General features: G+C 42.7%; 14 protein-coding genes. 3 read left to right on the forward strand and 11 right to left on the reverse strand.

Annotation, left to right across the window (positions count from 1 at the left end; genetic code table 11):
* Positions 1-240: 240 nt before the first annotated feature.
* The 5 genes from B7C60_RS00885 to dusA form a co-directional block, all read right to left on the reverse strand.
* Positions 241-1017: a phosphoadenylyl-sulfate reductase gene (locus B7C60_RS00885; RefSeq protein WP_099610029.1), complete on the reverse strand. Its 777-nt coding sequence runs from the start codon at positions 1015-1017 to the stop codon at positions 241-243.
* A complete protein-coding gene (gene cysI / locus B7C60_RS00890) occupies positions 1010-2746 on the reverse strand; it encodes an assimilatory sulfite reductase (NADPH) hemoprotein subunit (protein ID WP_099610030.1) in 1737 nt (578 codons plus the stop codon). The genes B7C60_RS00885 and cysI overlap by 8 nt, the downstream gene beginning before the upstream one ends.
* The gene (locus B7C60_RS00895) at positions 2746-4596 is read right to left on the reverse strand and encodes an assimilatory sulfite reductase (NADPH) flavoprotein subunit (protein WP_172953214.1); all 1851 of its coding nucleotides are present in this window, start codon (positions 4594-4596) and stop codon (positions 2746-2748) included. The genes cysI and B7C60_RS00895 overlap by 1 nt, the downstream gene beginning before the upstream one ends.
* 86 nt (positions 4597-4682) lie before the next feature.
* Entirely contained in the window at positions 4683-4919 is a 237-nt protein-coding gene (locus tag B7C60_RS00900; RefSeq protein WP_099610032.1) for a hypothetical protein, read from the reverse strand.
* A 202-nt stretch (positions 4920-5121) separates the two neighbouring features.
* The gene (dusA, locus tag B7C60_RS00905) at positions 5122-6105 is read right to left on the reverse strand and encodes a tRNA dihydrouridine(20/20a) synthase DusA (RefSeq protein ID WP_099610033.1); all 984 of its coding nucleotides are present in this window, start codon (positions 6103-6105) and stop codon (positions 5122-5124) included.
* Positions 6106-6682: 577 nt separating this feature from the next.
* On the opposite strand from dusA, the gene zur reads away from it, so the two are divergent.
* Both zur and B7C60_RS00915 read left to right on the forward strand, forming a co-directional pair.
* The gene (zur, locus tag B7C60_RS00910) at positions 6683-7132 is read left to right on the forward strand and encodes a zinc uptake transcriptional repressor Zur (RefSeq protein WP_099610034.1); all 450 of its coding nucleotides are present in this window, start codon (positions 6683-6685) and stop codon (positions 7130-7132) included.
* Between the two features lie 25 nt (positions 7133-7157).
* A complete protein-coding gene (locus B7C60_RS00915; RefSeq protein ID WP_078927536.1) occupies positions 7158-7619 on the forward strand; it encodes a chemotaxis protein CheX in 462 nt (153 codons plus the stop codon).
* A gap of 72 nt (positions 7620-7691) precedes the next feature.
* Here B7C60_RS00915 and pgi read toward each other — a convergent pair whose 3' ends face one another.
* The 3 genes from pgi to B7C60_RS00930 all read right to left on the reverse strand — a co-directional run bounded on the left by pgi (position 7692) and on the right by B7C60_RS00930 (position 12164).
* Positions 7692-9344: a glucose-6-phosphate isomerase gene (pgi, locus tag B7C60_RS00920; RefSeq protein ID WP_099610035.1), complete on the reverse strand. Its 1653-nt coding sequence runs from the start codon at positions 9342-9344 to the stop codon at positions 7692-7694.
* A 310-nt stretch (positions 9345-9654) separates the two neighbouring features.
* Complete coding sequence (alr, locus tag B7C60_RS00925) at positions 9655-10740, reverse strand: alanine racemase (protein ID WP_170887958.1); 1086 nt, start codon at positions 10738-10740, stop codon at positions 9655-9657.
* A gap of 17 nt (positions 10741-10757) precedes the next feature.
* On the reverse strand, positions 10758-12164 hold the full coding sequence (locus B7C60_RS00930) for a replicative DNA helicase (RefSeq protein WP_099610037.1): 1407 nt from the start codon (positions 12162-12164) through the stop codon (positions 10758-10760).
* Between the two features lie 171 nt (positions 12165-12335).
* On the opposite strand from B7C60_RS00930, the gene B7C60_RS00935 reads away from it, so the two are divergent.
* Positions 12336-13100 (forward strand): DUF481 domain-containing protein, encoded by a 765-nt coding sequence (locus B7C60_RS00935; RefSeq protein WP_099610038.1) that lies wholly within the window; start codon positions 12336-12338, stop codon positions 13098-13100.
* 68 nt (positions 13101-13168) lie between these two features.
* On the opposite strand, the gene rplI is transcribed toward B7C60_RS00935, so the two are convergent.
* From rplI to rpsF, 3 genes are all read right to left on the reverse strand, one after another.
* Positions 13169-13618: a 50S ribosomal protein L9 gene (gene rplI / locus B7C60_RS00940; protein WP_099610039.1), complete on the reverse strand. Its 450-nt coding sequence runs from the start codon at positions 13616-13618 to the stop codon at positions 13169-13171.
* A gap of 33 nt (positions 13619-13651) precedes the next feature.
* Positions 13652-13879: a 30S ribosomal protein S18 gene (rpsR, locus tag B7C60_RS00945; protein ID WP_000090471.1), complete on the reverse strand. Its 228-nt coding sequence runs from the start codon at positions 13877-13879 to the stop codon at positions 13652-13654.
* 259 nt (positions 13880-14138) lie between these two features.
* A complete protein-coding gene (gene rpsF / locus B7C60_RS00950; protein WP_099610040.1) occupies positions 14139-14507 on the reverse strand; it encodes a 30S ribosomal protein S6 in 369 nt (122 codons plus the stop codon).
* Positions 14508-14823: the final 316 nt, after the last annotated feature.

The raw sequence follows: 14823 nt of genomic DNA on the forward strand, positions 1-14823 counted from the left end.
CACTTTTTCAAATTTTCTTTTTTAGAAGTTTTCCCTCAACTAACACTGCCTGAAGCCTTGCGGCGTCTGCCGTGTCAGTGATGTCGCATTATAGAGAACCGTTTAATCTTGGCAAGCGTTATTTAATGAAAATAGTAAAAATAATACTTAAAGGGGCATTTTTTAGCCAACCCCTTATTTATCCAATTTTATCAATACAAAGCCAACACGTTACCCACAGAGTTATGCACATTTATGCCTTTATATTCCAGAACCATGATCTTCTTTCACTTCTTCATGAAGGCCACATTCCCGTTTTAAACCGAAAAATCGAGTCTCTTCTTCATTCATTCCTGGTTTCCATTGCCGAGTGGTATGCCAGTCACCAACCGAAAGATAACCTTGCTCCCATAATGGATGGTACGGAAGGTTATTCTCTTTTAAATAGTAATGAACCTCTTTATTACTCCAGTCGATCACTGGTAAAAATTTAAAAACATTATTTTGAATTGAAAGAATCGGTAAATTGGCTCGCGATTGAGACTGCTCGCGGCGTAGGCCAGAAAACCATGTACTGACCCTAAGCTCATCAAAAGCTCGACGTAGCGGCTCTACTTTATTGATAGCGTTATAACGCTCAATACCCTTAATCCCTTGCTCCCAAAGCTTACCGTATTTAGCTTCCTGCCAAGCAGGTGTCAGCTCTGCGCTTACAACATGCAAGTTCAAGTTGAGACTTTCGGTTAATTGATCGATGAATTGATACGTTTCTGGGAACAAATACCCAGTATCAGTCAAAATAACCTGAATATCAGGTTTGATTTGCGAAACCAAATGCAACATTAATGCTGCTTGAATGCCAAAACTCGATGAAAGTACATGACTCCCTTCAAGATGTTCGAAAGCCCATGCAACGCGCTGCTGAGCGGTCAGTGTCTCAAGATAGCCATTTAACTCGGCAAGGTAGAGCGTTTGCTCGACCTTACTCAATGTTAATAGATGCTCAAGCTCGAGGGTTAAAATAGGACGCTTAGGCATAAAAATCCCTCTTAGAGATAACCACCTCTTCTATAATTCCGACACGAATAGTAAAGTCACCAAATCCTTCATCAGCATTTCGCTCATGTGCCCAACGGCCAATCAATGCATCCAGCTCTTGTAAGATCTGCCGATCAGTAATGTTCTCTTTATACATTTTAGGGATACGAGTTCCCGCTCGATTGCCCCCTAAATGAAGATTGTAACGCCCCGGTGCTTTGCCAACTAAGCCGACTTCGGCAAGCATTGCACGTCCACAGCCATTCGGACATCCTGTAACACGCAAGATAATATTGTCTTCTTTTGGTAAGCCATGCTTGCTCAGGAGATTCTCGATATCGGTGACAAACTGAGGCAAAAAGCGCTCAGCTTCGGCCATCGCCAATGGACAAGTTGGGAATGACACACAGGCCATCGAATTCTTACGCTGCTCGCTGACCTGATCATTGATTAAACCATGTAGCCGAGCGATCTGTTCAATCTCTGCTTTATCTTCCGCTGCCACGCCAGCGACAATCAGATTTTGATTGGCTGTCATACGAAAATCACCCTGATGGATCTTAGCGATTTCAGCGACACCGGTTTTCAATGGTTTACCTGGGAAGTCCAATAAACGGCCATTTTCAATAAACAGCGTTAGGTGATGCTTACCGTCAATACCTTCTATCCAACCGATGCGATCGCCACGTTCGGTAAATTGATAGGGACGACTTGGCGCAAATTGAATACCTGCACGTTTTTCAACTTCAGCTTTAAAGACCTCAACACCCACTCTATCTAAAGTGTATTTGGTTTTGGCGTTTTTACGATTAGAGCGGTTACCCCAGTCACGCTGAGTTGTGACCACTGCTGCTGCAACCTCTAAGGTTTTCTCTAAAGGAATAAAGCCAAAATCATCCGCACGGCGCGGATAGGTTGACGTATCGCCATGCGTCATCGCCAAACCGCCGCCCACCAGCACATTGAAACCAACTAATTTGCCATGCTCAGCAATCGCGACAAAATTCAGATCATTGGCATGAACGTCGACATCATTTTGCGGCGGGATCACCACTGTCGTTTTAAACTTACGTGGTAGATAGTGCTGACCTAAAATAGGCTCATCATCTTCTGTGGTTTCTACCTTTTCGCCATCCAACCAAATTTCGGCGTAAGCACGCGTTTTCGGTAATAGATGTTCACTGATTTTTTTCGCCCACTGATAAGCTTCTTGGTGCAATTCAGATTCGACAGGGTTTGAAGTACACAACACATTGCGGTTCACATCACCAGCCGTAGCAATCGAATCAATACCAATGCTATTCAGCGTTTGGTGCATCAACTTAATATTAGGCTTTAACACGCCATGAAACTGAAACGTCTGCCGCGTAGTTAAACGAATGCTGCCATAAAGAGAATGCTCACTAGCAAACTTATCTATCGCCAACCACTGCTGAGGCGTAATAATCCCTCCCGGCATACGAGCTCGTAACATAACATTATGTAGAGGCTCTAATTTTTGCTTGGTTCGTTCGTTACGAATATCGCGATCATCTTGCTGATACATACCGTGAAAACGGATCAACTGAAAATTATCCGCGCTAAATCCACCAGTAATACGATCTTGCAGATCCTGCTCGATCGTGCCCCGTAAAAAATTACTTTCTCGCTTTAAACGCTCGTTATCCGAGAATGGCCCCAATACTTGGCCTAATACTTCTTGCTGTGGCGATTGTGGTTTAGTGCTCATTAGTAAACATCCCTTTGGTAACGCTTCGTTTTACGTAAATCATTAATAAATTGTTCTGCTTGATCTTTGTCTAAACCACCTTGCTGGATGGCAATCGTAATCAGAGCTTGATGAACATCTTTCGCCATATACTGAGCGTCGCCACACACATAAAGGTAAGCTCCTTGTTCAATCCATTGCCAAACTTGCTCAGCTTGTTCTAACAAACGATGCTGCACATAAACTTTTTCATGTTGATCTCGGCTGAACGCCACATCCAAACGGGTTAACACACCGGATTTTAGGTATTTCTGCCACTCAACTTGATAGAGAAAATCTTGGGTAAAGGTGCGATCGCCAAAAAATAGCCAGTTTTTCCCCGGCGCAGCCCAATTATCTCGCTCTTGAATAAAACTGCGGAAAGGCGCAATCCCGGTTCCGGGGCCAATCATAATAATTGGCGTATTATCATCTTCTGGGAGTTTGAAATGGTTATTGGCTTCTACAAAGATTTTTACCTGCTCGCCTTCAGCCAATTGATGAGCAATAAAGCTCGATGCACCACCTTGACGCCGCTCATCGTTAACCGGATATTCAACCACGGCAACAGTAAGATGTACTTCTTCATCAACTTCTCGTTGGCTAGAAGCGATTGAATATAATCGAGGGGTTAATCGGCGCAGTAAACCGATCAACTGATCAGCCGACAAAGCACATTTTTTCTCTTTTAATACATCAATAATTTGCGTCTGCACTGAATACTCACGAAGCTTGTCTTTATTTTCGACCAGTTTTTGCAACTTTTTACTGACTGACAATTCGGCATATTGACTAATAAACTGAGGGTTAGATGCAGTGATCTCATAATGGTAAACTAACGCATCATAGACAGTGCATGGCGAGCCGTCGACTGCAACCTGCTCATCACCAGTTAAACCGACCAGCGTTAAGATCTGTTGCACTAATTGAGGATTGTTCTCATACCAGACACCCAGTGCATCACCAGGCTGATAAGTTAACCCTGAATCGGTTAAATCGATCTCAATGTGTCGTACCTCTTTTCCGGAGTCACGACCGGTAATTTTTTGGCTAGTTAACAAGGTAGCCACATATGGATTTTGTTTTGAATAGCTCGCTTGCTTGGCATCAATTTGACTAAGCGGAAGCTGTACAACCTGCCCCTGATCAGAAGATAGAGCTTGTTGCACCACTTGTAGCGCTTTCGCCTGCCATTCAGCCGCGGGTTGCGCGTAATCGACATCACAATCGATGCGCTCAATAAAACGCTGCGCACCTAACTTTTCTAAAAACAAATCAAAATCTTTACCCGTTTGACAGAAAAACTCATAGCTTGAGTCTCCTAAACCAATCACGCCATATTTTAAGTGCGGCAATTTAGGCGCTTTTTTAGATTGTAAAAACTCATGTAAGACCAATGCATTATCAGGCGCTTCACCTTCACCATTGGTTGAGGCGACAATGATCACGTGCGTTTCTTTCGCCAGATCTTTGCCTTTGTAATCACTGGCATCAAATAGCTTCACCGCAATACCCAATGATTGAGCCTCTTGCTCAAGTTGTTGAGCTACGCCTTTTGCATTACCGGTTTGCGAAGCAAAAATAATGGTTAATTGACCCTGTGGCGTTGAAGTTGCAGAAAGTGCTTGAGATACCGCGACACCGACATGGTTGGCAGGTGCTTGACTTAACCCCCAGAAATAACCACTCAACCAAGCCAATTGATGCGAAGAAAGTTCCGTAGCAGTTTGCTGAAGTTGCGAAAGCTGAGAGTCGTTGATTGGGCTGGCTAACGATGCCAATTCTTGTGGTAAGGTATTTCCTGAAGACATTGTCACGACGTCCTTATTCATTGCGTGACGATAGGTTAACCACTCTCGTTAATAACAAGAAAGAATAGAAGAGAATGTTTTATAACTTTTTGGAAGTAAGAAACCGTTTAATCAACTCGCCCTTCCACTCGTACCTGTTTAAATCCAACCGTCATGGCTGTTTTAGATGCCGCATCTAAATCGGAATAATGGCACTCTTCGCCATTCGCATCCGTTAATAAAACAAGCCCCCCTCTCTGGTGGCGAAACTCTACAATCCAAGCACCTTCTTCAGAAGAAGGCTCTATAACCGCTTCAATAAGAAGCTGCTCTCGATAAAGATTTCTTAATTCCGTGATCGTCATGAGGTCTCTCGCAACTATTGCTCAATCCGTTATCTTAAGAATGGCGTATTTAGCACAAATTGCGAATGAAACGATAAAATTAGCCAGCTCTAACGAGGGTACCCAAACAACTTGTTGAAGTTTTAGGTAGAGGCACCCCGTGAGCAGCCACTAAACGTAGCCAACACTGCAGAATTTTCCAATAGAAAGGAGATGGTAATATTTACACATCTAAGTCTTGATAAGGCACTTTCGCCAACGCCTGTTCCAGCACTTCAATTCCAGAACCAGGTTTATGTGCATTTTCACTAATATAACGTCGCCATTGACGCGCACCAGGCATATTCTGGAATAGCCCCAACATATGGCGACTGATATGGTTTAAATAAGTCCCTTTACTCAGTTCAGCTTCAATGTAAGGAAACATGGCTTTAACAACCTCACTGCGTTTAATGATCGGCTCATTGCTACCAAATAAACAATTATCCACTTCGGCCAACAGATAGGGGCTTTGGTAAGCCTCTCGACCAATCATCACACCGTCAAGATAGTTCAAATGCTCTTCTGCTTCTTCCAGCGATTTGATACCACCGTTAATCGCTATCGTTAGATGAGGAAAATCTTGCTTCAGTTGGTACACACGCGGGTAATCTAACGGTGGAATTTCACGGTTTTCTTTCGGGCTAAGGCCGGACAACCAAGCTTTACGTGCATGAATCGTGAAGTTATCACAGCCACCTTTTTCACTCACAGTACGTACAAAATCAACCAGAAAGGCGTAGCTATCTTGATCATCGATACCGATACGTGTTTTTACCGTCACCGGAATATCAACAACATCTTTCATCGCCGATACACACTGCGCAACCAAGTCCGCCTCTCGCATCAGGCAAGCACCGAAACGTCCATTTTGTACTCGATCAGATGGACAACCAACGTTAAGATTAATTTCGTCATAACCACGTTCCAACGCGAGTTTGGCACAGGTTGCCAGCTCGGCTGGATTAGAACCGCCCAATTGTAGCGAAACCGGATGCTCTTCTTCATTAAACATCAAGAAGTCACCTTTACCATGGATAATGGCACCCGTCGTTACCATCTCAGTATACAACAGTGCATTCTTGGACAAGATACGGTGGAAATAGCGACAGTGACGATCAGTCCAATCGAGCATGGGTGCAACAGAAAAGCGGCAAGATGGATACATGTTATAAAAAATCCTTAACTTAAAGCAAAACCACTTAAGGGGATTGCCATAGAGCCCATCCGATTATTAGCTAATTTGAGCTATGAAGGACTGGTTGGAAGTGGATTGAGCGACATCAATTGTTGCTCAACAAATCGTTAGCCGGGCGGATTATAGCGATTACTAACAATCGCATCAATGCCGTCAATTTACCCATCTTGAGATTGTACTTAAATAAAATGACTAATAACCATTCGTAGCAAATTAAGGTTTAAGGTAGAAAAAATCGTTCCGCGATATTAAACCCGTATCAATAAAGTTCCAAGGTAGCCAGATATACAGTCAAATCAAATTGTTAAACTAAAGAAATAACCCAAAAGTACTCCCATAGGTTATCAACGGGTCTTGATAAACATCAAAAATGAATAACATCCCACCCACTAAACCGCTTTGAGTGTATCGTTTTTCTATCAGATAAGGTAATTTATGCCTTATAGGTAAGAAATAGGTTAAAACGATGCCAATGATCAATGATTTTTTTGACGCTCAAAACGATATTTGCTTTGAAATGGTATATGATTACTAGGCACCAATTGTTATGGTGATGGATTTGGATAATAAGCTTAGCAAACAGGTCGAAGCTATATGTGCAGAGAGAGGTGTCCGACTCACTGCTCAGCGTAAACGAGTGTTCGATTTGATTTGTGCTAGTAAAAAAGCTTCCAGCGCCTACGAATTGCTGGAAGATTTAAAAAAAAGTGAGCCTCAAGCAAAACCACCTACCGTCTATAGAGCGCTAGATTTTTTACTTGAGCAAGGGTTTATCCATCGAGTGGAGTCAACGAATAGTTTTATTTCTTGTTGCTCTTGTAATGCTCATAAACACTTTTCTCAATTACTCATTTGTGACCAATGTGGTAATGTTGTTGAGCTGCAAAATGATAATCTGATCGCCATGTTGGCAAATAATGCTGAGAAACACGGCTTTACGATTACCAACCATGTCATAGAGTCACGTGGGATCTGTCAATCGTGTTCTCAGAACTAGAGAATAAAACGAATAGAAGAGAGTTATGCGCGCTGAATTTGTCAATCCGTTTTTAGCGTCTTTGCTGAACGTGCTAAAAACAATGGCTTCATTAGAATTGAAGCCCCAGAAGCCTCGTCTTAAAAAAGACGAAATTGCTCGCGGTGATATTTCAGGTTTAATCGGTATGATTGGTCCACAAACTCGTGGTTCAATGTCGATTACTTTTGATGAAGCACTCGCTCTGGAAATTATGCAAAATATGTTAGGTGAACGTCCAAATGGCTTGAATGAAGAAGTGACGGACATGGTCGGGGAAATCACCAACATGGTAACCGGTGGAGCAAAACGAATTTTAGCGGAAAGTGGCTTTGATTTTGATATGGCAACCCCCGTTGTTGTTTCTGGTCGAGGGCATACGATTCGCCATAAATGTGAAGGCTCGATCATTATTATGCCTTTCTCATCTCAGTGGGGAAACGCGTTTATTGAAATTTGCTTTGAATAATCTCTGATTAACACTAAAGACAAAAAGGCTGATGCATAACATCAGCCTTTTGATTATCTTAATCAATCCACATTAGGCACGGAAGGCTTTAAACGCATTGATTAGTCCATTGGTCGAACTATCGTGAGAAGTCACACTTTGCTCATTGTCTAGTTCAGGAAGAATTTGGTTAGCAAGTTGCTTGCCCAGTTCTACGCCCCATTGGTCGAATGAGAAGATATTCCAGATCACGCCCTGTACAAAAATCTTATGCTCGTAAATCGCTATCAAATTTCCTAGCGTTCGAGGTGTGATTTGCTTAACCAAAATAGAGTTCGTAGGTCGGTTACCTTCAAACACTTTAAATGGAACTAAAGATGCCACTTCTGCTTCTGATTTTCCAGCTTTAACAAACTCAGCTTTCACCGCATCCGCTGATTTACCAAAGGCCAACGCTTCTGTTTGCGCAAAGAAGTTTGACATCAATTTTTGATGATGGTCACTCACTGCATTATGGCTAATCGCAGGCGCGATAAAGTCGCAAGGGATCAGCTTCGTACCTTGGTGGATCAATTGATAAAATGCATGTTGACCATTAGTGCCAGGCTCTCCCCAAATGATAGGGCCAGTTTGATAAGTCACTGGATTACCATCTCGATCAACGTACTTACCGTTTGATTCCATATTGCCTTGTTGGAAATAAGCAGCAAATCGATGCATATATTGGTCATAAGGTAAAATGGCTTCCGATTCTGCGCCATGGAAATTGTTATACCAAATTCCAATCAGTGCCAAAATCACAGGAATATTATTTTCAAATGGTGTTTCCACAAAATGTTTATCCATTTCATGAGCACCAGATAAAAGTTCAACAAAGTTATCGTAACCAATCGATAGAATGATCGATAGACCAATAGCAGACCAGAGAGAATAACGCCCTCCAACCCAATCCCAGAACTCAAACATATTCTCAGTATCAATGCCAAACTCAGCAACCGCTTTACCGTTGGTTGATAACGCGGCAAAGTGTTTCGCCACATGGGACTCATCACCCGCAACATTTAAGAACCAATCCCGTGCAGAATGGGCATTAGTCATAGTTTCTTGCGTGGTGAACGTTTTCGATGCCACTAAGAAAAGCGTCGTTTCAGGATCCACTTTTTTCAGTGTTTCCGCAATATGAGTACCGTCAACATTAGAAACGAAATGCATAGTTAGGTGGTTTTTATAAGGCGCTAACGCCTCGGTCACCATATAAGGGCCAAGATCGGAACCACCAATACCGATATTGACCACATCAGTAATCGCTTTACCGGTAAAGCCTTTCCACTCGCCACCGATCACTCGCTCAGAAAAAGCGCGCATTTTCTCCAATACCGCATTCACGGCTGGCATAACATCTTCGCCATTGACCATTACTGGTGTATTACTACGGTTACGCAGCGCTGTATGCAAGACAGCACGACCTTCAGTTTGGTTAATGGCAGCGCCACTAAACATCGCTTCAATCGCCTCACCTACGCCAGTTTCTTTAGCTAAAGCAAAAAGGAGCTTCATGGTGTCTTGATTAACTAAGTTTTTAGAATAATCAACCAGAATATCCTCGCCAAATCGTGTTGAGTATTGACTAAAACGTTGGCTATCTTCTGCAAATAGTGTCTTTAGGTTCATATCTTGCGCAGATTCATAATGCGCAGTCAGTGCTTTCCAAGCATGTGTTTGCGTTGGATTAATGTTTTTCAACATGGTATCTATCCCGATGTTACAGTAAGCTTTATTCCTCGATACTTAATCCTATGATTAAATATGGAATCCCCGTTAAAGCAAAAATAAAATAAGAACCTTCTCTGTTTAAAGCAGAGAATCAGCCCTCTAATCATAATAAACCCAATTATGGCTGAGCTTTTGCTTATCGACCTTGCGTTAAGTCAGAGAAAGTCGCCACAAAAATAGAGTTCAAGACGATAAAAATCATAGCATTACGCTGCCCATTCGTCATGAACACTTAACGTGCACCTTGCATTGTAGCGCTATCGAACCGGAAACAAAAACAGGCCTATTGGCCTGCCTGTAGATAACACATTTCCACGCGCGAAGTTAGCTTAGTCACCAGTTCATATCCCACTGTCCCGATGTGGCTCGCTACCTTTTCGACCGGAAGCTCTTTCCCCCATAGCACCGCTTCATCACCAACGTTATCGGATGCCTCTGGCCCTAAGTCAACGGTCAACATATCCATTGATACTCGCCCAGCGATAGGCACCATTCTCCCATTCACAATAACGGGAGTACCATTAGGTGCCGTCCGTGGGTAGCCATCACCATAACCAATCGCAATCACCCCTATCTTTGTGTCACGATGACTACGCCATAGGCCGCCATAACCAACGCATTCCCCCGCTTTCACTTCGCGTATTGCGATCAGGTGTGACTTGAGTGTCATCACAGGTTGATAACCCATTTCCTGGGCATTTTTATCAAGAAAAGGGGAAACACCATACATAATAATGCCTGGCCGAACCCATTCTAATTGACTTTGAGGCCAAGCCAACAATCCTGCAGAGGCCGCTAATGAACGTTCACCTTGACAGCCCTGAGTCAGTGATAAAAAACACTCTATTTGTTCTGATGTCGTTGATTTATCAAGTTCATCAGCACACCCAAAGTGGCTCATATAACGCAAAGGTTTAGCGACGTTTGAACAACGATGTAAGCGTTCAACAAACAGATGATACTGCTCTGGACGTACGCCTAAACGATGCATACCTGTATCAATTTTTAGCCACACGACCACCGGTGTATCGAGTTGCGCACCCTCTAGCGCTTGCAATTGCTCTTCACAATGCAGCACGGTTTGAATATTATTGGTAACCAATACAGGCAAGTCACCTGATGAATAAAATCCTTCTAGCAATAAAATCGGTTTAACCACACCACTAGCGCGAAGTTGGAGCGCTTCTTCAATCCGGGCAACGCCAAAGGCATCGACACTTTGCGCGTGTTTGGCAACCTGATGCAGGCCATGTCCATATCCATTAGCTTTGACAACGGCCATCAATTTACTGCTTGGCGCTTGCTGTTTGATTTTCTGTAAATTGTGTTGCAAGGCATCTAAGTCGATGCATGCTTTTGCTGCTTTCATATAATTCATACTGTTATCTATTCATCATCAAATGCAGGGCCTGCATAATTATCAAAACGAGAATATTGCCCCTGGAAGGTCAAACGAACAGAACCAATTGGACCATTACGCTGCTTACCAATAATAATTTCAGCAATACCTTTTAATGGGCTGTCCGGGTGATAAACCTCATCGCGATAAATAAACATGATTAAGTCAGCATCTTGTTCAATCGAACCTGATTCACGTAAGTCAGAGTTAACCGGACGTTTATCCGCACGCTGCTCCAAAGAGCGGTTTAACTGAGACAGAGCGACAACAGGAACATTTAATTCTTTCGCCAGTGCTTTTAACGATCGAGAGATTTCAGCAATTTCCAAAGTACGATTATCACTCAAGGCAGGCACTCGCATCAGTTGCAAATAGTCAACCATAATAAGTGATAAGCCACCATGCTCACGAGCAATACGACGAGCTCGTGAACGCACTTCGGTCGGAGTCAACGCCGAACTGTCGTCGATAAACATATTTTTCTTTTCCATAAGCATGCCCATGGTCGAAGAAATACGCGCCCAATCTTCATCATCAAGCTGCCCAGTACGAATCTTAGTTTGATCCACTCGCGACAAAGAGGCTAGTATACGCATCATGATCTGCTCTGCTGGCATCTCTAGCGAGAAAATTAATACTGGTTTATCTTGTTGCATGGCGGCGTTTTCACACAAGTTCATGGCAAAGGTCGTTTTACCCATCGAAGGACGAGCAGCAACAATAATTAAATCAGAGCCTTGTAAACCAGCGGTTTTCTTATTTAGATCCGTAAAGCCCGTGTTGACCCCTGTCACCCCATCTTGTGGCGTTTTATACAGCAGCTCTATCCGTTCTAATGTTTTCTCTAAAATAGTATCTACATTCTGCGGCCCTTCACCATCATTGGTGCGTGACTCTGCAATAGCAAAAACTTTACTTTCAGCGAGGTCGAGCAAATCTTCTGAACTACGCCCCTGAGGATCATACCCTGCATCAGCAATCTCATTGGCAACACCAATCAAGTTACGTACTAAAGCTCGTTCGGCGACAATTTCAGCATAGGCGTTAATATTGGCCGCACTAGGCGTATTTTTAACAAGATCGGCGAGGTAAGCGAAGCCCCCCACATCCTCTAATTGTTCACGTAGCTCCAAATGCTCCGATAACGTGATTAAGTCAAGCGGCTGTCCAGCTTCCAGCAGATGTTTCACGGCTTCAAAAATTAAGCGGTGGGGACGACTGTAAAAATCTTGCGCAATAACTCGCTCTGATACGGTATCCCAGCGATCATTATCCATTAATAAACCGCCAATCACCGATTGTTCAGCTTCTAATGAATGGGGAGGAATTTTCATCGCATCAACTTGGGCATCGGCAATTTTACGGTTTCGGTTATCTGTTCTGAGATCCGCCATAAGTTCACTCGGTAATGCATCAATAACCGTCCATTATAACGAGAATAGAATATTTGTAATTAGGCATCGAAAAGTTTGTCTATGATTTAGATACAATTAACCTTAATATGACCCAATTTCAAAAACTGATGCTTATTATTCAGCGATTCTATTCTTTGAGAGAGGTTTCATGTGTCCAAAACTTGGCTTCTAAGTCTGGCTCTATTGACAAGTTTCCATGTCCACGCCAACAAACAGACAAATCGCAGTAAGGACATTAACGCACCCTCACCTTGGCAAAGTCAAATCGAATTTGGCTATCAATCGCACTCTGGCAACACAGATTCAGAAGCCCTTAATACTCGTATTAAAGGAGAATATACCCGTGGTCGCCATCGAACTAATGGCGAATGGCGTTTCTACAAATTAGATAAAAATGGTAAAGAAAATAAACGTCAGTCTAGCTACACGCTACAAAGCGACTATAAATTAGGCCCTAAAATGTATCTCTATGGCAGCTTTCGTGGCACTGATTCTCGTTATAGCGCCTACTTCAAAGACTATACCTTTTCTGGAGGACTGGGTTACCAATTAACCAATACGGACACCTTGCTTGTTGAAATTGAAGCTGGGCCTGGTTATCGCTATCAAGAGCCCAATTTAGATGAAATTGGTAGTAATGAGGTAGTTTTCCCCAACCTAGTCCGGGAACCTATTTTTCGTAGTAACCTTAAGACTGAGTGGCAGATACTGCGTAATTTTAAACTTTCCGTAGATGCAACCTTAGTCGGGGGAGAAAGCAATACACGTTTGGACACCGATATTAGTGCGATTAATAATATTACTGAAGATATCGCACTTAAGGTTAGCCAATCACGCCAATATCATAACCAAGTCCCTGAAGGGCTGAGTAAATCAGACAGTGTTCTTGCTGTTAGCTTGGTCTTTCTCTTTTGAGATTTAAATCGATCATAAAAAAACACCAGCCTAAGCTGGTGTTTTTTTTACTAATAAGTAAACTGAGATTACTCTGCAACTACTTTTAGGTTCACAGTAGCGAACACTTCTGAATGAAGTTGTACGCTAATTTCGAATTCGCCAGTGTTACGTAGAGCACCTTCAGGTAAACGAACTTCGCTTTTCGCTACAGCAACACCAGCTGCAGTAATTGCATCAGCGATGTCACGAGTACCAATAGAACCAAATAGTTTACCTTCATCACCTGCTTTAGAAACAATAACAACCGCTTCTAATGCATTAACTTGGTCTGCGCGAGCTTGAGCTGCTGTCAATTGCTCTGCAACTTTTGCTTCAAGTTCAGCACGACGAGCTTCAAACATTTCAACGTTAGATTTAGTTGCCATTACTGCCTTACCTTGAGGGATAAGGAAGTTACGAGCGTAACCAGATTTAACGTTAACTGTATCGCCAAGACCGCCCAGGTTACCGATTTTATCAAGTAGAATAACTTGCATTGCTTAATCCTCTTTCTTAATAAACGGTGCCGATTACTGATGTTTGTCAGTATATGGCAATAGAGCTAGGTAGCGAGCGCGTTTGATTGCACGTGCAAGCTGACGCTGATATTTAGCGCTTGTACCTGTGATACGGCTAGGGACAATTTTACCAGCTTCAGTGATGTAATTCTTAAGAGTTGCTACATCTTTGTAATCAATCTCTTGTACGCCTTCTGCAGTAAAACGGCAGAATTTACGACGACGGAAGAAACGAGCCATGGGCTATCTCCTGATCTAAATTTGAATAATGTTGTCGGCTTCACCTTCGTCAAAATCTTCATTTTGAGTAGTCAGAATACAATTTCTGCCTTGATGGTGTGGCCTAATACTAAGTGTTGAGTGAACGCATCGACCTTAAACCACAAACATTCATTCTGTTCATGGTACTTAAATCACTTAATAAAATATTACTAACTAATTAAGCTAAAACTCAAAACAACCCTAAGGGCGCGTTAAGCTTTAAATCGGCCTATTAAAATTACTCAGCGTCTGCTTCAAATTTCACTTCTTCACGCTTAGAGCGCTCTTCTTTTGCTTTTAGCATGATAGAAGGTTCAGTGATAGCAGCTTTAGTACGCATGATCATGTTACGTAGAACAGCATCGTTAAAACGGAACGCTGTTTCTAGTTCATCAATCACTGCTTGATCAGCTTCAACGTTCATTAGAACGTAGTGTGCTTTATGCAGTTTATTGATTGGGTAAGCCAATTGACGGCGGCCCCAGTCTTCTAGACGGTGAACTGTACCGCCAGCTTCAGTGATAGAACCAGTGTAACGCTCGATCATGCCAGCAACTTGCTCGCTTTGATCTGGGTGCACCATGAATACGATTTCGTAATGACGCATTTATTGCTCCTTACGGATTATTCAGCTTCCAAATTTGGCCCGGTCATCCAAAGGAAGCAAGGAACGAATGATAAGTGACCGAGAATTAAGGAGCGAGAATAGTACAGAATGACAATATATTTAGCAAGAAAAATCTAGGTAGGACAGCGACGCTGCACAATAATAACGACGATAGGAAAGACCTAACTCAGTAGAGATAAGAGATATGATTGATAAAAAAAGGAAGCAGATGCTTCCTTTTTACTACGGTATAGTCAAATCATTCTTCACAGAAACTGTGATTAAGCGATGATCTTCGCTACAACACCTGCACCAA

Source organism: Vibrio fujianensis, from assembly GCF_002749895.1.
Taxonomy (GTDB): domain Bacteria; phylum Pseudomonadota; class Gammaproteobacteria; order Enterobacterales; family Vibrionaceae; genus Vibrio; species Vibrio fujianensis.